This is a genomic window from Rhodanobacter humi (assembly GCF_041107455.1).
Classification (GTDB): Bacteria; Pseudomonadota; Gammaproteobacteria; order Xanthomonadales; family Rhodanobacteraceae; genus Rhodanobacter_A.
Genome location: NZ_JBGBPY010000001.1, coordinates 1,649,832 through 1,668,420, shown reverse-complemented (window position 1 = coordinate 1,668,420; position 18,589 = coordinate 1,649,832). Strand labels below are relative to the sequence as shown.

The window sequence follows — 18,589 nt, the reverse complement described above, 5'->3', positions numbered from 1 at the left end:
CCCTGGCCGCACTCTTCAATGCTTGTGCTTGCTGCTTTGCCTGGTCGTGCCGGTGCTGGCGCACGCCGCCGGCGTGCAGGCCACGCTGGATCGCAGCAGCATGCAGCTGGGCGAGACGGTGACGCTGAACCTGCATGTCGACGGCGGCGGCAACGTGGCGATGCCTGATCTCGGCCCGCTGCAGCAGGACTTCGACATCCTCGGCCGCTCGCAGAGCAGCAGCCTCAGCATCGTCAATGGCAAGCGCAGCGCCGAGCTGGTGATCGGCGTGGTGCTGCGGCCGAAGCATGCGGGCACGCTCACGATTCCCTCGCTCACGGTGGGCGGTGCGCAGACCGCGCCGCTCATACTCGAGGTCGATGCGCCGGATCCGGCCGCGGCCGCCGCCATGCACAAGAGCCTGTTCATGGAGGCCGAGATCACGCCGCAGCGGGCCTGGGTGGGCCAGCAGCTCAGCTACGTGGTGCGGCTCTATTACAGCGGCAACATCAGCAGCGGTTCGCTGGACACACCGCAGATCGATGGCGTGCAGCTCAGCCAGGTCGGCGGCGACCTGCGTTACGACGCGGTGCGCGGCGGCCGCCAGTACCACGTGATCGAGCGGCGCTACGCGCTGGTGCCGCAGCATGCCGGCACGCTGCAGATTCCCGCGCTGGGCTTCCAGGGCGAGGCGCTGGACCCGAGCGATCCGGACAGTTTCTTCGGCGCGGGCACGCCGGTATCGGCCAGCGCGCCCGCGCTCGCGGTGCCGGTGCAGGCGGCGCCGGCGGACTGGGGCAAGTCGGCGTGGCTGCCGGCGCGTGCGCTCAGCCTCACGCTTTCCGGCTGGCCCGATGCGAACACGCCGGTGCGCGTGGGCCAGCCGATCAACCTCGTGATGAAGCTCAGCGCCACCGGCCTGCCGTCCGAGACGCTGCCGACGCTGAGCCTGCCGACGCTGCAGGGCGCCACGGTATATCCGGACCAGCCGGCGACCGCCACCGCCAACGATGGTCCGTGGCTGGTCGGCAGCCGCCAGCGCGCATTCGCGGTGGTGCCCGAGCGGGCCGGCACGTTGACCCTTCCTGCCACCACACTGCGCTGGTTCGACGTGGACACGGGGCAGGAACAGACCGCCGAGATTCCCGCGCACAGCATCACCGTGCTGCCGGCAGTCGGTGCGGCGGCCGTGTCGCCCGCCGCGGTCGGCACGAGTGCGCCGCCCGCCGCTTCGTCGACACCAGCTGCGGCGGAACCGGTTGCTGCGGTACCGGTGAGCACCATGTCGCACGATGCGGCGTGGCGCTGGATCGCGCTGGCCAGCCTGCTGCTGTGGTTGCTCAGCGTGCTGGCATGGTGGCTGTGGCGTCGGCGTGCGGCGCACGGCCCCGCCGCCGTTGCAGCGGGCAGCGGGGCTGCCGAATCCGTGCGCCGCGCGCGCCAGGCTTTCCTGGCCGCCGCGCGCGGCAGCGATGCGGGGGCGCAGTTGCGCAGCCTGCTGGCGTGGGCGCAGGCGGAGCGGCCGGCGATCCAGCATCCCGGCGCGCTGCACACCGCGCTGGCGGACGAGGCGCAGCGACGCGCGCTGGCCGAATTGCAGCATCGCTGCTATGGCGCCGCTGCGTCGACGGCCGCAGGCGGCGATGATCTCGCCGAGGTTTTCAAGCGCGGCTTCGCGTGGCACGAGGCCGGCAAGATCGATGCCGACGCCTTGCCGCCGCTGTATCCGTTCAAGCTGTAGGAATGGTTGCAATTGGAGCAGCTGCAGGAGCGGCCGTAGGAGCGGCTGTAGGAGCGGCTTCAGCCGCGATTCCCTAGCCGCCAGTCGCGGCTGAAGCCGCTCCTACGCCACCTCGTCAAGCGCCGCCTGGAACACTGCGCGCATCGGTTCACCGAAGCAGCACAGAATGAGCTCGAAATCCGGATGCGTGGCCAATTCCTCGCGCAGCGTGCCCAGCGCGACCCTGGCCGCCAGTGGTGCGGGGTAACCGTACACGCCGCAGCTGATCGCGGGGAACGCGATGCGGCGCAGGCCGCGTTCGCGTGCGAGGCGCAGCACGTTGCGATGGCAGCTTGCCAGCAGGTCCGCCTCGCCGCCGCCGCCGCCGTGCCAGACCGGGCCCACGGTGTGGATCACCCAGCGCGCCGGCAGCGCGAAGCCGGGCGTGATGCGCGCCTCGCCGGTGGGGCAGCGCACGCCGGGCGCGACGGGCGGCAACGCCCGGCAAGCTTCCAGCAGCGCGGGGCCGGCGGCGCGGTGGATCGCGCCGTCGACTCCGCCGCCACCCAACAGGGTTTCGTTCGCCGCATTGACGATGGCGTCCACGGCGAGTGTGGTGATATCGGCGGCGATGACTGAGATCAGCATGGCGACGGGCGCTTCGGCTTATGCTTGAGGCATGTGACGGCGAGGTTGCAACCATCATGGCGAAAACGGAAGAGCTTTCCTTCGGCTACCTGCTGAACGACGTGACCTTGCTGTTCCGCAAGCATTTCGACCGGCGCGCGGTGAAGTTTGGCCTCACTCGCGCGCAGTGGCGCGCCACCAAGATGCTGTACTACCGCGAGGGCATGCGCCAGAACGAGCTGGCCGAGTCGCTGGAGATGGAGCCGATCGCGGTGGGCCGGGTGATCGACCGCCTGCAGGCGGCCGGCTTCGTGGAGCGCCGGCCGGATCCGAGGGACCGCCGTGCGTGGCGGTTGTACGTCACCGCGCAGGCGCATGACGTGGTGGACGACATGGAGCGGATCGCGCGCGTGCTGCGCGGCGAGGCCACCCGGGGCATCGAGTACGACGAGCTGAAGCAGGCGCTGGAAGTGATCGGCCGGATCAAGGAGAACCTGCAGGCGCTGGACGCGACCGAGCCGCCGCCGGCCGGCCAGCCGTAGGCGCGCCGCATTCGCCGCAACCGGCGTCGCGGGCAAGTGCCGGTCGTCGTGGCCGACGCGGCGCCGGTTCGGCGCAAAATATGTCGCGACAGTCAACGCCTCGTTGCATGACGCGTTGATTCCCTGTTTGGTTCCTGCCGATTTCCCGGCGCTTGACGCCGCGGATCCCCGGTCGACGGGAAAGCTCGCATTCCATCAGCGGAGACCCCATGCCGCAGCGCATCTCCTGGAAGAAACCCGTGGCGCTGCTGGTCGTGGTGGTGCTGGCTGCGCTGGTCGCGCACGCCTGGTCGAACCGCGACAAGGCAGCGCCGGGCAAGCCGGCGGCCGCGCAGGCGGTGCCGGTGAAGGTGACGCGGGCCGAGCGCGGCGATCTCGATCTCTCGCTGAAGGTGAACGGCTACGCCGAGGCGTATTCCACCGTGACCGTGCAGTCGCGCGTCAATGGCCAGCTGCAGGCGGTCGCGTTCACGCCGGGCGGGCGCGTGCACCAGGGCGAGGTGATCGCGCGCATCGATCCCAGCCTGCTGCAGGCGCAGCTGGACCAGGCGCGCGGCAATCTCGCCAAGGACCAGGCCCAGCTTGCGAATGCCGAACAGGTGTTGCGCCGCTACACGCCGATGCTGGCCAAGGGCTACGTATCGAAGACCGACTACGACGGCTACCGCGCGAACGTCGGCATCTACGCCGCCTCGGTGAAGGCGGACCAGGCCGCGGTGGAGATGGCGCAGACCCAGCTCGGCTACGCGCAGATCAAGGCGCCGGTGGACAGCATCGCCGGCGCGCCGCTGGTGTATCCCGGCGCGCAGGTGAGCGCGAACAGCACCAACCTCGTGGTGCTCAACCAGGTCCGGCCGATCCACCTGACGTTCTCCGTGCCGGAATCGGCGCTGGACGGCATCAAGGCGGCGGCCGCGCGCGGCAGCTTGGCGGTGAGCGTGCAGGTGCCGGGCGCGACGACCGCACCGATACCGGCCACGCTGGACTTCATCAACAACGCGGTGGACAGCGGCACCGGCACGATCCAGCTGAAGGCGAGCTATGCCAACGGCGACGACCGCCTCACCCCCGGCCAGTTCGTGCAGGTGACCCTGCCCACCGCACGCCTGCACGACGTGGTCACGGTGCCGGTGACGGCGCTGCAGAACTCGCCTAACGGCAGCTTCGTGTTCGTGGTGGACGCGGACGGCACGGCGCAGCAGCGCATGGTCACCGCGGGCACCAGCAACGGCGGCCGCATCGTGATCGAGAAGGGCCTCGCCGGCGGCGAGCAGGTGGTCACTGACGGACAGATGCTGCTGACCAACGGCACGCGGGTGCAGGTGGTGGCGGGGTGAGCGCCGCGATGCTTCGCTGTAGGAGCGCACCCTGTGCGCGATTGGCTTTGCGCCATTTCGTGCAAAGAGCGTTCGCGCACAGGGTGCGCTCCTACGGCGCTTCGATGGGGGCTGTGGCGAGCGCAGTCCCTCACCCCAACCCCCTCCCCTTCGGGGCGAGGGGGCGAACGTGCCGTGCGGGTTCGCTCGCTTGGCGGCACGTAGGCCGTGAAGCGCGGTGCTCGCGCAGAGGATGGGCTCTTTGAATCTCCCGGCACTCTGCATACGCCGACCCGTCATGACGGCGCTGCTGATGATCGCGCTGATCGTGTTCGGCGTGGCCGCGTATCCGAAGCTGCCGGTGAACGAGCTGCCGAACGTGGACTTTCCTACCATCTCGGTGAGCGCGAGCCTGCCGGGCGCCTCGCCGGAGACCATGGCCACCGCGGTGGCCACACCGCTGGAGAACCAGTTCTCCACCATCGCCGGCATCAGCCAGATGACCTCGACCAGCGCGCTGGGCTCGACCTCGATCACGCTGACCTTCGACCTCAGCCGCAACATCGACGGCGCCGCGCAGGACGTGCAGGCGGCGATCTCGGCGGCGCAGCGCCAGCTGCCCACGAACATGCCCACGCCGCCCACCTTCCGCAAGGTGAATCCGGCGGACAAGGCGATCCTCTACCTCGCGCTCAGCTCCGACACGCTGCCGCTGTCCACCGTGGACGAATACGGCGAGACGCGGCTGGCGCAGGAGCTGTCGATGGTGGAGGGCGTGGCCCAGGTCAGCGTGTTCGGCTCACAGAAGTACGCCGTGCGCATCAGCGTCGACCCCGCGAAGCTCGCCGCGAACGGCATCGGCATCGACACGCTGCAGCAGGCAATCGCGGACGCCAACGTCAACCTCGCCACCGGTTCGCTCAACGGCGAGCGCCAGCTGCTGCAGGTGAGCTCGAACGGCCAGTTGCAGGAGGCGGCGCCGTACAACGACATCATCGTGGCCTGGCGCAACGGCGCGCCGGTCACGCTGTCGCAGCTCGGCCATGCCGCAGACGGCGTGCAGAACGACCAGGTGGCGAGCTGGTTCAACGGCAAGCGCGCGGTGGTGTTGGCGATCGACCGCCAGCCCGGTTCCAACACCGTGGCCACGATCGACCGCATCCGTGCGGTGCTGCCGCAGTTCCAGGCCACGCTGCCGCCATCGATCCAGCTGCAGACGCTGTACGACCGTTCCGATTCGATCCGCTCCTCGGTGGACGACGTGCAGTACACGTTGCTGCTGGCCGGCGTGCTGGTGATCCTGGTGATCTACCTGTTCCTCGGCAACGCCTCGGCCACGCTGATCCCCGCACTGGCGCTGCCGGTGTCGGTGATCGGCACCTTCGGCGTGATGTACGCGCTGGGCTACAGCCTCGACAACCTCTCGCTGCTCGCGCTGACCCTGGTGGTCGGCTTCGTGGTGGACGACGCGATCGTGATGCTGGAGAACATCGTGCGCCACGTCGAGGCCGGCATGGACCCCTACGAGGCCTCGATCAAGGGCTCTGCCGAGATCGGCTTCACGATCTTCTCGATGACGCTGTCACTGGTGGCGGTGTTCCTGCCGGTGATGTTCATGGGCGGCATCGTGGGCCGGCTGTTCCGCGAGTTCGCGGTGGTGATCTCCACCGCGATCCTGATCTCCGGCTTCGTCTCGATCACGCTCACGCCGATGCTGTGCAGCCGCTTCGTGAAGCACGCTGAGCACGAAAAGAAATCGCGCGTGGCGTTGTGGTTCGATGCCGGCTTCAACCACGTGCGCGACGGCTACAACCGCTCGCTGGGATGGGCGGTGGCGCATCCGCGCACGGTGCTGGGCGTGTTCTTCGCGAGCCTCGTCGCCACCGCCGTGCTGTTCGTGGTGGTGAACAAGGACTTCATTCCCGCGGGGGACACCGGCCAGCTGTTCGTCAACACCGAAGGCCCCGACGACATCTCCATCGCCGGCATGAGCGCGCGCCAGCAGCAGCTGGCGGCGATCGTGGGCAAGGATCCGAACATCGCCGCCTACATGTCCTCGGTGGGTTCGGGCGGCTCGCGCACCACCACCAACAACGGTTCGATCTTCATGCGGCTGAAGCCGGCGAACGAGCGCCCGCTCGATCCCGATCAGATCATGCAGGAGCTGCGGGCGAAGTTCGCCAAGGTGCCGGGCATCCGCGCCTACGTGCAGAACCCGCCGGCGATCCAGGTGGGTGGGCGCGCGTCGAAGGCGCAGTACCAGTACACGCTGCAGTCCACGGACCTCGACGCGCTGTACGCCGAGTCGGGCAAGGTGCTCGCCGCGTTTGCGCAGCTGCCGGGTTTCCAGGACGTCACCAGCGACCTCGACCTCAACGGCCCGGCGATCGACGTCAAGGTGGATCGCTCCAAGCTGGCGCCGCTGGGCCTCAGCATGCGCCAGGTGCAGAACGCGCTGGGCACCGCGTTCGGCGAGGGCCAGGTGTCGACGATCTACGGCGCGGCCACGCAGTACTGGGTGATCCTGCAGGTGAAGTACGCGCTGCAGAACGACCCGGCGATCCTGTCGCAGCTCTACGTCACCTCGAACACCGGCACCCTGGTGCCGCTCAGCACGGTCGCCAGTTTCGAGCGCAAGGCGCAGCCGCTCACCGTCAACCATCAGGGCGAGCTGCCCGCGGTGACCATCTCGTTCAACCTCGCGCCGGGCGTAAGCCTCAGCCAGGCGGTGGGCGAGATCGACGGCGCGATGCGCAAGCTCGGTCTGCCCGCCTCGATCACCGGCAGCGTGCAGGGCACCGCGCAGGCCTTCGAGCAGTCGATGCAGGGCATGGGCCTCTTGCTGGTGCTGGCGTTGTTCGTGATCTACCTGGTGCTGGGCATCCTGTACGAGAGCTTCATCCACCCGCTGACCATCCTCTCCGGCCTGCCCGCGGCGGGCGTGGGCGCGCTGCTCACGCTGATGCTGTTCCATGCGCCGCTGGACCTGTTCTCCTTCGTCGGCATCGTGATGCTGATCGGCATCGTGAAGAAGAACGCGATCATGCTGATCGACTTCGCGCTGGAGCGGCAGCGCGTGGAAGGCATGTCGCCCGCCGAGGCCATCGTCGAGGCCTGCCACGTGCGCTTCCGCCCGATCATGATGACGACGATGGCTGCGTTCGCCGGCACCTTGCCGATCGCGCTGGGCATCGGCGCCGGCGCCTCCTCGCGCCGCCCGCTGGGCCTCGCCGTGGTGGGTGGCCTGGTGGTGTCGCAGGTGCTCACCCTGTACCTGACGCCGGTGATCTACCTGTACATGGATCGGTTGCAGCAGCGGTTCGGGAGCAAGCGCAAGCCGGCGGCGGAAAGCTTGCCGGCGCCATGATGAAAAAGGCGGCCCGCGGGCCGCCTCTTTCGTTTCCGCGTGCCGTCGCCGATGTCATTCCTCGGCGCCGTCGCTCTTGAACGCCCCGGGCGCGGAGCCGAAATCGCCGTCGGCCTGCGCGGTCATGTACGTCCACGCCGCGTACACCGCCACGTTCTGCGCCAGTTCTTTGGGATCGACCTTGTCCAGCGTGTCGTTCGGCGTGTGGTGCCAGTCGAAGTAGTGGGTGGCGTCCTGGTTCAGGGTGAGCGCGGCCATGCCCTTGGCGTGCATGGCGCCGAGGTCGGAGCCGCCGCCGCCCGGCCGGCTGGCGTCGTATGCCACGCCCAGTGGCTTCAGCACGTCGGCGATCTGCGCCATGGCTGGCCGCGCGTAAGGCGCCACGCTGGCGCTCATGCGGTAGACCTTGCCGGCGCCGAGGTCGGAGTCGGTGCCGAGCATGAACTTCGACACTTCCTTCGCGTGCTTGTCGGCGTAGGCGCGCGCGCCCCACAAGCCCATCTCCTCGTTCGCGAAGGCGATCACGCGGATGGTGCGGTCGGGGCGCTGCGGCAGGTCGTGGATCAGCTTGGCGGCGGCCATCGAGATGGCGATGCCGGCGCCGTCGTCGATCGCGCCGGTGCCCGGGTCCCAGGAATCCAGGTGGCCGCCGATGGCGACGACCTGGTCGGGATGCTTGCGGCCGGTGATCTCGCCGATCACGTTGGCGCCGGTGTAGTCGCCGTCGAAACCGCAGTCGAGATCGAGCTTCACCGTCACCGGCTTGCCGTAGGCCAGCGCGCGTTCGAGCTGGTCGGCGTCGGGGTTGGAGAGCGCGGCGGCGGGGATCGCCTTGTCACCGGGCTTGAAGCCGGTGACGCCGGTGTGGGCGATGCGCTGGTGCGCGTCGGTGCCGGCCGAGCGCAACAGGTAGCCGGCGGCACCCTTCGCGGCGGCGATCACCGGGCCGGCCACGCGCACCATCGAGCCCATGCCGTAGTCATGGCCGTCCTGGTGGCGCTGCATGCGGAAGCCCACGTAGACGATCTTGCCCTGGATCGCGGCCGGGTCGGCGGCCTTCAGCGCGGCGAGGCTGTCGAAGCCGACCACCTGCGCGGTGAGCCCGCCCGCGGGCGTGCCCGGCGAATAGCCCAGCGCGGTGAGCACGAAGGGCTGCGGGAACGGCGCCACGATGGCACCGCTCTCGTGGCGGCGCACCCACTTGGGATAGGTCACTGGCTCGACATAGACCTTGTCGAAACCCAGCGCCTTGAACTTCGCCACCGCCCAGTCGCGGGCGCGCTGGTCGGCCTCGCTGCCGGCCAGGCGCGGACCCACCTCGGTGGTCAGCGACTTCAGCACGGCATAGGCGGTGCCGTCGGCTAGCGCCCGGTCGCGCAGCTGTTCGGCCGTCTTTACGGCCGTGGCGGGGATGGCGGTATCGGCGGCGCTGGCGGTGCCGGCCGCGAGCAGCAGGCTGGCGGCGAGCAGGGTGAGCGGAAGACGGCGCATGCGGAGACTCCTGACGGCGGGTTCCCGATTATGCAGCGGCGTCCCCGGGTCGCACAGGCCGGAAGTCATGCCATGCAGAAACGCGAAGGCCGGGCGCCGCGCGGCGCCCGGCCTTCGCGCTTCCATGCGTCAGGGCTTGTTCTTCAGCAGGTCGCGGATCTCGGTGAGCAGGGCCACGTCGGCCGGCGGCGCGGCAGGTGCTTCCTCCTGCTTCTTCTGCATCCGGTTCATCAGCTTGATGACCATGAAGATTGCGAACGCGATGATGATGAAGGTGATGATGGTATTGATGAAGGTGCCGTAGTTGATCGCCACCTCGGCGATCTTGTGCTTGGGGTCGCTGTCGTCGCCGGGTTTGAGCACCCATTTCATGGCGGAGAAGTCGATGCCGCCGGTGATCACGCCGATCGGCGGCATGATCACGTCGCTGACCAGCGAGCTGACGATCTTGCCGAACGCGCCGCCGATCACGATACCGACGGCCATGTCCATCACGTTGCCGCGCATGGCGAACGCCTTGAACTCCTGCATCATGCCCATGGATCTTCTCCCCGATTGGTATGCCGGATGGCGAGAGGACTCTAGCGCAGCATTTGCAGTCGCGGAATGAACGCAGGCGGCAGAATCTTGCGACGGCTCAGAGCCTGTGGAAAATTCCACATCCTGTGGAATTTTCCATCGGCGCGTCCGGCGCATGTCCGTACGCGCCTCCGCGAATCAGTCACTTGCGTGACAGACTCGCGTCCGGCCATCCATGGCCGGGCTGAGAGGCTGAAAAATCATAGCCTCTCAGGCGATGCGGCCATCCAGCGTGGCGATACCGGCCAGCTCGGCATGGAAGCGGTCGCCGCGCTGCAGCGCGGCCACCCCGGCGGGGGTGCCGGTGAACACCAGGTCGCCCGGCTTCAGCTCGAACAGGGTGGACAGCGCGGCGAGGAGGTGCGGCACGTCGTGGATCATCTCGCCCAGCCGCGCCTGCTGGCGCAACTCGCCGTTCACCGTCAGGCGCAAGCCGGTGCCGGGGCCTGGCAGGGCGCCGTCCAGCTGGTGCAGCGCCGAGACCGGCGCGGAGTGGTCGAAGGCCTTGGCCACGTCCCAAGGGTGGCCCTTGGCCTTGGCCTGCGCCTGCAGGTCGCGGCGGGTGAGGTCCAGCCCCACGCCCACGCCCCAGACCAGCGCAGCGGCGCGTTCCGCCGGCACGTCGCGCCCGCCCGCGCCCAGCGCCAGCACCATCTCCACCTCGTGGTGCAGCTCGGCCGTGGCGGAGGGGTAGGGCACGTCGGCGCCGTCGGCCACTACCGCGTCAGCCGGCTTGCAGAAGAACATCGGCCGGCCGGTTTCCACGGCGGCGCCCATTTCCTTCGCGTGTTCGGCGTAGTTGCGGCCGATGCAGAAGATGCGGCGTACCGGGAAGCGCAGCGCGCTGCCGAGGAACGGCAGGCTGGGCACGGGAGGCGGGGCGATGGCGTAGTCCATGCGCGGCAGTGTAGCTGCCGCGTGGCCCCGGAGTCCGCTCGATGTCTCCGCGCAGCCCGCAGGCTTGCCTTCGCGCGATCCGGCACGTTCCGGCAAACGCCGGACATCCCGCGGGTGCCGACCACGGGCGGCTGGCCTGCTTCTGCCCGCCGTTGAAAATGCGCAGGAGCGTGTCGATTTTCGAAGGCTCCGTTCGTCGTTTCCGTAAAGGCCGGGCGACCGGCTCCGGCAAGGAGACTGGCGATGCGCGTGATGGTGATGGGGAAGGCGACCGACGGCACTGAAAAAGGCGCGAGCATCGATCCCGCGGCGCTTGAGGCGATGAGCAAATTCAACGAGGAGTTGATCGACGCCGGCGTCCTGGTCGCGCTCGGCGGCCTGACGCCTTCCTCGAACGGCAAGCGCATCGTGTCCGATGGCGCCCACCGTATCGTCGTCGACGGGCCTTTCGCCGAGACCAAGGAGCTGGTCGCCGGCTTCATGATCCTGGAAGTCGAAGACATGGAAGAGGCGATGGCCTGGGTGATGCGTGCACCGGACGGCGTGCTGGGGCCAGGCGGGGCCGAAATCCGCCCGCTGATAGGGATGGCTGAATTCGAGGCGGTCCAGACGCCGGAGACCAAGGTGATCCGCGACCGGAACCGCGCAAAGCTCCATGGCACTTGAGTCCGCCGACCACAGCGGGCTTGCCCGCCGATGGTTGTGGCCGACACGGCGACAAGGCCAATCTTGCCGGCACGGACAAGGCCATTGCCGCCGATTGCACGGGCGGGATGACATCTGTCATCGTCGATGGCTGATAACCGCCCGTGGCCGCGCCGGCCCGGGAGCCGCTACGGTGTCGTGCATCACGGAGTCGCGGGGATGACGGTGAGCCAGGCCGAGTTGCTGAAGGAATTGCGCATCGAGAAGCACCAGCGCGACGACCACCGCGGTGGGCCGGCGCGCTGGCCGTGGATCGTGCTTGCCGTCGCGCTGCTGCTGGCGCTGGTCGGCAGCGCCGTGTGGTGGGCGACGAGCCATCGCGCGATCGCGGTGCAGACCGCCACCGCGGTGTCGCCGGCCAGCGATCCGGGCGCCGGCGCGGTGCTGCAGGCCACCGGCTACGTCACCGCGCGGCGGCAGGCCACGGTGTCGGCGCAGATCACCGGCACGCTCACCGCGGTGCTGATCGAGGAAGGCGACCGCGTGAAGAAGGGCCAGGTGCTGGCCCGGCTGGACGACAGCGCGTACAAGGCCGCACTGGACGCCGTCAAGGCGCAGGCCGCTGCCGCGCATGCGCTGGTGGCGCAATACCAGGCGCAGCTGGCACAGAACGAGCGCGATGCGACGCGCCAGCAGTCGCTGGCCGCACGGGGACTGGTGCCGAAACAGACGGCGGAACAGGCACGCACCCTGGTCGACAGCACGCGCGCGCAGCTGGTGTCGCAGCAGAAGCAGGTGGCCGCGGCCGATGCGCAAGTGGTCGAGGCGCAGGTCAACTTCGACTACTGCGTGATCCGTGCGCCGTTCGACGGCGTGATCACCACCAAGGACGCCCAAGTGGGCGAGATCGTCTCGCCGTTCTCCGCCGGCGGCGGCTTCACCCGCACCGGCATCGGCACGATCGTCGACATGGAGTCGCTGGAAGTGGACGTGGACGTGAACGAGGCCTACATCGGCCGCGTCAAGCCGGACATGCCCGCCGAGGCGGTGCTCGACGCCTACCCGGACTGGAAGATTCCCGCCCACGTGATCGCCATCGTGCCCGCCGCCGACCGCGGCAAGGCCACGGTGAAGGTGCGCGTGGCGCTGGAAAAGAAGGACGCGCGCATCGTGCCCGACATGGGCGTGCGGGTGTCCTTCCTCGAACAGAAAACCACGAACGTGGCGCAGGCGCCGAAGGGCGTGCTGGTGCCGGCCAAGGCGATCGCGCAGCGCGACGGCCGCAGCGTGGTGTTCGTGGTCGCCGGCGGCAAGGCGCAGCTGCGCACGGTGCAGCCGACGGCGCAGAACTACGGCGACATGAAGCTGATCCCGGACGCGCTGCAGGCCGGCGACGCGGTGGTGTTGTCGCCGCCGGCCGCGCTGCGCGACGGCGCGGATGTACAGACGGAAACAGCGAAACCGTGATTGTTGTAGGAGCGCACCCTGTGCGCGATGGCGCTGGCGATTGATCGGAGCAAAAGCTGTCGCGCACAGGGTGCGCTCCTACCGGCTCGCAAAATACAGACACACATCGGAGAAACAGCAATGGACACACTGATCCAGATCCGCGACCTCTCCAAGGTCTACGAGCGCGGCAAGCAGAAGGTCGAGGTGCTGCACCACATCAACCTCGATATCGCCGAGGGCGATTTCCTCGCGTTGATGGGGCCGTCGGGCTCGGGCAAGACCACCTTGCTCAACCTGATCGGCGGCCTCGACTCGCCCACCGCCGGCAGCATCGGCGTGGGCGGCCAGCGCATCGACCAGCTCGGCGGCGGCGCGCTGGCGAAGTGGCGCGCGTCCAACGTGGGCTTCGTGTTCCAGTTCTACAACCTGATGCCGATGCTCTCCGCGCAGCGCAACGTGGAACTGCCGCTGCTGCTGACCAAACTCTCCGGTGCGCAGCGCAAGAAGAACGCGGCCATCGCGCTGCAACTGGTGGGGCTGGCGGACCGCGCCTCGCACAAGCCCAGCGAGCTGTCCGGCGGCCAGCAACAGCGCGTGGCGATCGCCCGCGCGATCGTCTCCGATCCCACCCTGCTGGTGTGCGACGAGCCCACCGGCGACCTCGACCGCCAGAGCGCCGAGGACGTGCTGGGCCTCTTGCGCACGCTCAACCGCGAGCACGGAAAGACCATCGTGATGGTTACCCACGACCCCAAGGCCGCCGAGTACGCGAACCACACCCTGCATCTGGACAAGGGCACCCTCGTCGAACAAGCGACGGCCTGAGGACAGCGCCATGAAATACTTCCACCTCATCTGGGCCGCGCTGTTCCGGCGCAAGACCCGCACCATCCTCACCCTGGTGTCGATCGTCGCGGCGTTCCTGCTGTTCGGCATGCTGGACGCGGTGCGCACCTCGTTCGACCAGGCCGGGCAGAGCGCGAACGGCGCCGAGCGCCTGCAGACCGGCTCGAGACTCTCCTTCATCCAGACCTTGCCGCAGGCGCTGGAGACGCAGATCGCCAAGGTGCCGGGCGTGAAGATGGTGACCTACGCGAACTGGTTCGGTGGTGCCTACCAGGATCCGCACAACCAGGTCTTCAGCTTCGCGGTGGCGCCGAACTACCTGGATGCCTACCCCGAGATCGAGGTGGACCCGGCCCAGCGCAAGGCGTTCGACGACACGCGCACCGGCGCGCTGGTCGGCGAGACGCTGGCGCAGCGCTTCCACTGGAAGGTGGGCGACAAGATCCCGCTGCAGTCCACCATCTTCCCGGACAAGAGCGGCAACAAGACCTGGACCTTCGACATCGTCGGCATCATGCACGCGAAGGACAAGAAGTCCGCGGGCTTCTACGACCAGATGTTCCTGCTGCACTGGAAGTACTTCGACGAGACCACGCCGTACAACCGCGGCACCGTGGGCTGGTACGTCACCCGCGTGGCCGACGTGAACCAGGCCGACCGCGTGGCGCGGGCGATCGATGCGCTGTCGGCGAACTCCGATCACGAGACGCGCACGCAGACCGAGCAGGCCGCCACCGCGAACTGGATGAAGCAGCTGGCCGACATCGGCCTGATCGTGGGCTCGATCATGGGCGCGGTGTTCTTCACCCTGCTGCTGCTGTCGGGCAACACCATGATGCAGGCGGTGCGCGAGCGCACCTCGGAGCTGGCGGTGCTGAAGACGATCGGCTTCTCCAGCCGCAGCGTGCTGGCGATGGTGCTGGCCGAATCGGTGCTGCTGCTCTTGATCGGCGGCGTGCTCGGGCTGGGGTTGGCCGCCGTGCTGATCCCCGGCGTCAGCGCGCACAGCGGCGGCATGCTCAACCTGCCCACGGTGGGTGCCGGCAGCTGGGTGCTGGGCCTGGTACTGATGGTGCTGATCGGCCTGCTGGTGGGCGCGCTGCCGGCAGTGCGCGCGATGCGACTCAACATCGTCGATGCGCTGGCCGGGCGCTGAGGAGAACACCATGAAAAGGTTTTTCATCAATCTTGGCCTGCTGATCGCGCTGGCCGTGGCGCTGGCGATCTGGGTGAGGCTGCAGTGGCCGGTCGTGCTGGCGCTGGTGGTGCTGGGTGCGCTGTGGATGGCGTTCACCCGCCACGGCCGGCAGGCCGCCTCGGTCACCGGCGTGGGCATCAGCACGCTGCGCCAGCGGCTGGGTTCGTCCGCGGTGATCGTGATCGGCATCGCCGGCGTGGTCGGCGTGCTGGTGGCGCTGCTGGCGATGGGCGAGGGCTACAGCGAGACGCTGCGCAAGACCGGCAACGTCGACACCGCCATCGTGATGCGCGGCGCCTCGGCCTCCGAGGTGATGTCGGTGCTCGACCACGACAGCATCGTGCAGATCGTGCAGACGCCGGGCATCGCGCGCGACGCCAAGGGCCAGCCGCTGGCCTCGCCGGAACTGGTGGTCGCCGCCAACCTGCCGATGAAGGGCGGCAGCGCCGACGACGAGGGCAGCGTGCAGCTGCGCGGCGTGGGCGACGAGGCCTGGGCGGTGCGGCCGCAGGTGAAGATCATCGAGGGACGCAGGTTCAATCCGGGCATGCGCGAGCTGGACGTGGGCAAGGGCGCGGCGCAGCAGTTCGCCGGCCTGGTGCCCGGCCACCAGGTGCGTCTGGGCAGCCAGCTGTGGACCGTGGTCGGCGTGTTCGCCTCCGGCGACGCGATGGATTCGGAAGTGTGGGGCGACGCCAACGTGGTGTCCGACACCTACCGCCGCGGCAGCAGCCGCGCCTCGGTCGTGGCGAAACTCGCGAACCCGCAGGCGTTCGACGCGTTCAAGGCCGCGCTGGCCGCGAACCCGCAGCTGAAGGTGGACACCGACACCACGCTTGCCTACTACGCGAAGCAGTCCGAGGGCATGAGCACGGTGATCCGCATCATGGGCATCACGGTGGGCCTGATCATGGCGATCGGCGCGATGTTCGGCGCGCTCAACACCATGTTCGCCGCGGTGGCCACGCGCGCCCGCGAGATCGCCACGCTGCGCGCGATCGGCTTCCGCGGTCTGCCGGTGGTGGTGGCGGTGATGCTGGAGACCATGTTGCTGGCCCTGCTCGGCGGCGTCATCGGCGGCGCGCTGGCCTGGCTGGTCTTCAACGGCTATGGCGCCTCCACCCTCGCCGCCGGCACGGTAGGCAAGCTCAGCTTCGAACTGGCGGTGACATCCGCGCTGCTGTGGACCGGCCTGAAGTGGGCGCTGGCGATCGGTTTCGTCGGCGGCCTGTTCCCCGCCGTGCGCGCCGCGCGCTTGCCGGTGACCACGGCGCTGCGCGAGCTTTGATCGGACGTCGACTGTAGGAGCGCACCCCCGGATCAAGTCCGGGGCAGGCTCTGTGCGCGAATGGCTCTTGACGAAGAGCGTTCGCGCACAGGGTGCGCTCCTACGGCATCACCGGCGCCACGTAAGTCAGCGTGAGGCCCAACAGCCACAACAACCCCAGCACCAGCGGCACGTGCACCAGCAGCTGCACGAAGGTGTAGCCCACCACGTCGCGCGCCTTCAGGCCCAGCACGCCGAGCAGAGGCAGCATCCAGAACGGGTTGATGAGATTCGGCAGCGCCTCGGCAGCGTTGTACACCTGCACCGCCCAGCCCAGGTGCACGTGCAGGTCGTTCGCCGCCTGCATCACGTAGGGCGCCTCGACCAGCCACTTGCCGCCGCCGGAAGGCACGAAGAAGCCGAGTATCGCCGAGTACGCGCCCATCACCGCGGGGAAGCTGTCGGTGCTGGCCACGTGCACGAAGAGCTGCGACAGGCGATGCGCCAGCGTGGCGCCGTCCGCACCCTGCGCGTGGGTGAGCAGGAAGGCGATGCCGCCGTACAGCGGAAACTGGATCAGCACGCCCGCGGTGCTCGGCACCGCGCGCGCCACCGCGTCGAGGAAGCTGCGCGGACGCCAGTGCAGCAGCAGACCCACGGTGAGGAACAGGAAGTTGTAGGTGTTGAGATTGGCGATCGCGCTCACCGCTTCCTTGGTGGCGAATTCATGCGCGAGCCAGCCCAGGCCCAGCAGGCCGATCAGCACCGACAGCAGCGGGCTGTATTCCAGCCACTCGCCGGGGCGCGTGCGCGGCGGCAGTTCCGGCACGGCGGCGGCTTCGGTGACGCCGAAATCCTCCGCGGTGCGCGCGTTCCGTTCCGTTGGCGCGGTGAACCAGCACACCAGCAGCGAGGCCACGATCAGGCAGGCGGTGAGCGCCAGCGATTGCCACAGAAAGAGGGTGCTGGTGAACGGCAGCACGCCGGTGATCGCCAAGAGGCCCGGAGGCATGCTGGCCGGGTTCGCCTGCAACTGCGCGGCGGAGGACGACAGGCCCATCGCCCAGATCGCGCCCAGGCCGAGGTAGGCCGCCGCGCCGGCCGCGCGGTAATCCATGCGCAGGTCGGTGCGCCGCGCCAGCGCGCGCACCAGCAGGCCGCCGAATACCAGCGAGAAGCCCCACGACAGCAGCGAGGCCAGCATGCTCACCAGCGCCACGTAGCAGATCGCGCCGCGACCGCTCTTCGGCACCCGCGCCAGCAGGTCGATGAAGCGCGCCACCACCGGCGCGGTGGCCACCACGTAGCCGCCGATCACCACGAAGGCCATCTGCATGGTGAACGGGATCAGGCTCCAGAAGCCGTCGCCGAACGCATTCATCGTGGCCACCGGCGTCGAGCCGAAGGCCAGCGCGGCGAGCGCCACGATCACGACGCCCAACGCGGCGAACACCCAGGCGTCGGGATACCAGCGCTCCGACCACGCCGCGCTGCGTAGCGCCAGGCGTGCCATCCGGCCTTCGTTCGTCGCGTTCATGCCCCGGCTTCCTCTCATGCGATGCCGCGGGCATGGTGGCGCGCGGCCGGCGCGCGGGGCAAGCCGACCAAGGTCGAGGCACAGCTACGTGTAGGAGCGCACCCCAGGATCAAGTCCGGGGCAGGCTCTGTGCGCGAATGCTCTGGCGCTTCGATCAGCGTCGAAACATTCGCGCACGGGGTGCGCCCCTACGCCGCCCGCTTCTGCCGCGCCAGCGTGATCGTCGCGACGCCAAGCAGGATGATCGCCATGCCGGCGATTTCCACCGGCCCGACGTGCTCGCCCGCCAGCAACATGCCGAACAGCACCGCCACCGGCGGGTTCACGTAGGCGTAGCTGGTGGCAAGCACGGGGCGCGCGTGCTTGAGCACGTAGAGGTAGGCGCTGAAACCGATCAGCGAGCCGAACACCACCAGATAAGCCAGCGCGAGGTTCGCATGCAGCGTGGGGTGCGCAGGCAGCTGCTCGCCGCTGACTAAGCCCATCAGCAGCAACGCCACACCGCCGCACAGCATCTGCGCGGCGGTGTTCATCGGACCGGCCGGCATGTCCTGCTGCTTGCTCCACACCGAACCGAACGCCCACGCGGCAGCGGCCACCAGCAGCGCCAGCGCGGCGATGCGCGAGCCGGAGAGGTCGCCGCCGAGATTGAGCACGATCACGCCGGCGAAGCCGACCAGCAGCCCCAGCGTCTCGCGCCGGTTCGGCCGGTGCCCGTACCAACTGCCGAACAGCGCGGCGAACAGCGGCATGCTGGCCACCGCCACCGCGGCGATGCCCGAGCTCACGCGCTCCTCGGCAAAGCACACCAGGCCATTGCCGAGGCCGAGCAGCAACACACCGACCACCGCCGCGTTGCGCCACTGCCGCCACGTGGGCGGCGCCACGCCGCGCAGGCGCAGAAAGCCGAACAACAGCGTGCCGGCGATCAGGAAGCGCACGCCGGCGAGCAGGAACGGCGGCCAGCTTGCCAGCGCGAAACGGATGCCCAGATAGGTCGAGCCCCAGATCACGTACAACGCCAGCAGACCCAGCGGCACCAGCAGGCGGGAGCGGTCGACGGCGGCGTTTCCCGCGCCGGCGGCGGCGAGGGTGGTGGCATCGTTCATGACGGGACTCGGCAGAGGGG

The 18,589-nt window shown here is 69.0% G+C and carries 15 protein-coding genes; 9 read left to right on the top strand and 6 right to left on the bottom strand.

The features are described 5' to 3' along the window. The first annotated feature begins 22 nt into the window (after positions 1 to 22). Positions 23 to 1,720, top strand: coding sequence for a BatD family protein (locus AB7878_RS07385; RefSeq protein ID WP_369493740.1), 1,698 nt, complete (start codon positions 23 to 25; stop codon positions 1,718 to 1,720). Between the two features lie 102 nt (positions 1,721 to 1,822). Here AB7878_RS07385 and AB7878_RS07380 read toward each other — a convergent pair whose 3' ends face one another. Next, positions 1,823 to 2,347, bottom strand: coding sequence for an O-acetyl-ADP-ribose deacetylase (locus tag AB7878_RS07380; RefSeq protein ID WP_369493739.1), 525 nt, complete (start codon positions 2,345 to 2,347; stop codon positions 1,823 to 1,825). Between the two features lie 56 nt (positions 2,348 to 2,403). Between AB7878_RS07380 and AB7878_RS07375 the strand changes: the two genes are divergently transcribed. The 3 genes from AB7878_RS07375 (at position 2,404) to AB7878_RS07365 (ending at position 7,551) form a co-directional block, all read left to right on the top strand. Further along, the gene (locus AB7878_RS07375; RefSeq protein ID WP_369493738.1) at positions 2,404 to 2,868 is read left to right on the top strand and encodes a MarR family winged helix-turn-helix transcriptional regulator; all 465 of its coding nucleotides are present in this window, start codon (positions 2,404 to 2,406) and stop codon (positions 2,866 to 2,868) included. A 209-nt stretch (positions 2,869 to 3,077) separates the two neighbouring features. Further along, a complete protein-coding gene (locus AB7878_RS07370; protein WP_369493737.1) occupies positions 3,078 to 4,205 on the top strand; it encodes an efflux RND transporter periplasmic adaptor subunit in 1,128 nt (375 codons plus the stop codon). 232 nt (positions 4,206 to 4,437) lie between these two features. Continuing rightward, complete coding sequence (locus AB7878_RS07365) at positions 4,438 to 7,551, top strand: efflux RND transporter permease subunit (protein WP_500809104.1); 3,114 nt, start codon at positions 4,438 to 4,440, stop codon at positions 7,549 to 7,551. 54 nt (positions 7,552 to 7,605) lie between these two features. Here AB7878_RS07365 and AB7878_RS07360 read toward each other — a convergent pair whose 3' ends face one another. From AB7878_RS07360 to AB7878_RS07350, 3 genes are all read right to left on the bottom strand, one after another. Beyond that, positions 7,606 to 9,042 carry a M20/M25/M40 family metallo-hydrolase gene (locus AB7878_RS07360; protein ID WP_369493735.1) on the bottom strand — a complete coding sequence of 479 codons (1,437 nt, stop codon included), beginning with the start codon at positions 9,040 to 9,042 and terminating at the stop codon, positions 7,606 to 7,608. A gap of 129 nt (positions 9,043 to 9,171) precedes the next feature. Then, positions 9,172 to 9,582: a large-conductance mechanosensitive channel protein MscL gene (gene mscL / locus AB7878_RS07355; RefSeq protein ID WP_077485036.1), complete on the bottom strand. Its 411-nt coding sequence runs from the start codon at positions 9,580 to 9,582 to the stop codon at positions 9,172 to 9,174. Between the two features lie 249 nt (positions 9,583 to 9,831). Further along, positions 9,832 to 10,518, bottom strand: coding sequence for a fumarylacetoacetate hydrolase family protein (locus AB7878_RS07350; protein ID WP_369493734.1), 687 nt, complete (start codon positions 10,516 to 10,518; stop codon positions 9,832 to 9,834). A gap of 243 nt (positions 10,519 to 10,761) precedes the next feature. Between AB7878_RS07350 and AB7878_RS07345 the strand changes: the two genes are divergently transcribed. The 5 genes from AB7878_RS07345 to AB7878_RS07325 all read left to right on the top strand — a co-directional run bounded on the left by AB7878_RS07345 (position 10,762) and on the right by AB7878_RS07325 (position 15,944). Beyond that, positions 10,762 to 11,184, top strand: a complete 423-nt coding sequence (locus AB7878_RS07345) for a YciI family protein (RefSeq protein ID WP_369493733.1) — start codon at positions 10,762 to 10,764, stop codon at positions 11,182 to 11,184. Positions 11,185 to 11,382: 198 nt separating this feature from the next. After that, positions 11,383 to 12,630, top strand: a complete 1,248-nt coding sequence (locus AB7878_RS07340) for an efflux RND transporter periplasmic adaptor subunit (RefSeq protein WP_369493732.1) — start codon at positions 11,383 to 11,385, stop codon at positions 12,628 to 12,630. 120 nt (positions 12,631 to 12,750) lie between these two features. Further along, positions 12,751 to 13,437, top strand: a complete 687-nt coding sequence (locus tag AB7878_RS07335; RefSeq protein ID WP_369493731.1) for an ABC transporter ATP-binding protein — start codon at positions 12,751 to 12,753, stop codon at positions 13,435 to 13,437. A 10-nt stretch (positions 13,438 to 13,447) separates the two neighbouring features. Then, positions 13,448 to 14,614, top strand: coding sequence for an ABC transporter permease (locus AB7878_RS07330; RefSeq protein WP_369493730.1), 1,167 nt, complete (start codon positions 13,448 to 13,450; stop codon positions 14,612 to 14,614). 10 nt (positions 14,615 to 14,624) lie between these two features. Beyond that, the gene (locus AB7878_RS07325) at positions 14,625 to 15,944 is read left to right on the top strand and encodes an ABC transporter permease (RefSeq protein WP_369493729.1); all 1,320 of its coding nucleotides are present in this window, start codon (positions 14,625 to 14,627) and stop codon (positions 15,942 to 15,944) included. Between the two features lie 100 nt (positions 15,945 to 16,044). On the opposite strand, the gene AB7878_RS07320 is transcribed toward AB7878_RS07325, so the two are convergent. Continuing rightward, a complete protein-coding gene (locus AB7878_RS07320; protein WP_369495738.1) occupies positions 16,045 to 17,436 on the bottom strand; it encodes a short-chain fatty acid transporter in 1,392 nt (463 codons plus the stop codon). A 212-nt stretch (positions 17,437 to 17,648) separates the two neighbouring features. After that, entirely contained in the window at positions 17,649 to 18,569 is a 921-nt protein-coding gene (gene yedA / locus AB7878_RS07315) for a drug/metabolite exporter YedA (RefSeq protein ID WP_369493728.1), read from the bottom strand. Positions 18,570 to 18,589: the final 20 nt, after the last annotated feature.

Bases quoted from the DNA above. Each gene is read 5' to 3' on its own strand.
- AB7878_RS07340 (WP_369493732.1), top strand. From the start codon at position 11,383: ATGACGGTGAGCCAGGCCGAGTTGCTGAAGGAATTGCGCATCGAGAAG.
- mscL (WP_077485036.1), bottom strand. From the start codon at position 9,582: ATGGGCATGATGCAGGAGTTCAAGGCGTTCGCCATGCGCGGCAACGTG.
- AB7878_RS07350 (WP_369493734.1), bottom strand. From the start codon at position 10,518: ATGGACTACGCCATCGCCCCGCCTCCCGTGCCCAGCCTGCCGTTCCTC.
- AB7878_RS07330 (WP_369493730.1), top strand. From the start codon at position 13,448: ATGAAATACTTCCACCTCATCTGGGCCGCGCTGTTCCGGCGCAAGACC.
- AB7878_RS07325 (WP_369493729.1), top strand. From the start codon at position 14,625: ATGAAAAGGTTTTTCATCAATCTTGGCCTGCTGATCGCGCTGGCCGTG.
- AB7878_RS07380 (WP_369493739.1), bottom strand. From the start codon at position 2,347: ATGCTGATCTCAGTCATCGCCGCCGATATCACCACACTCGCCGTGGAC.
- AB7878_RS07345 (WP_369493733.1), top strand. From the start codon at position 10,762: ATGCGCGTGATGGTGATGGGGAAGGCGACCGACGGCACTGAAAAAGGC.
- AB7878_RS07370 (WP_369493737.1), top strand. From the start codon at position 3,078: ATGCCGCAGCGCATCTCCTGGAAGAAACCCGTGGCGCTGCTGGTCGTG.
- AB7878_RS07365 (WP_500809104.1), top strand. From the start codon at position 4,438: ATGGGCTCTTTGAATCTCCCGGCACTCTGCATACGCCGACCCGTCATG.
- AB7878_RS07375 (WP_369493738.1), top strand. From the start codon at position 2,404: ATGGCGAAAACGGAAGAGCTTTCCTTCGGCTACCTGCTGAACGACGTG.
- AB7878_RS07335 (WP_369493731.1), top strand. From the start codon at position 12,751: ATGGACACACTGATCCAGATCCGCGACCTCTCCAAGGTCTACGAGCGC.
- yedA (WP_369493728.1), bottom strand. From the start codon at position 18,569: ATGAACGATGCCACCACCCTCGCCGCCGCCGGCGCGGGAAACGCCGCC.
- AB7878_RS07360 (WP_369493735.1), bottom strand. From the start codon at position 9,042: ATGCGCCGTCTTCCGCTCACCCTGCTCGCCGCCAGCCTGCTGCTCGCG.
- AB7878_RS07320 (WP_369495738.1), bottom strand. From the start codon at position 17,436: ATGGCACGCCTGGCGCTACGCAGCGCGGCGTGGTCGGAGCGCTGGTAT.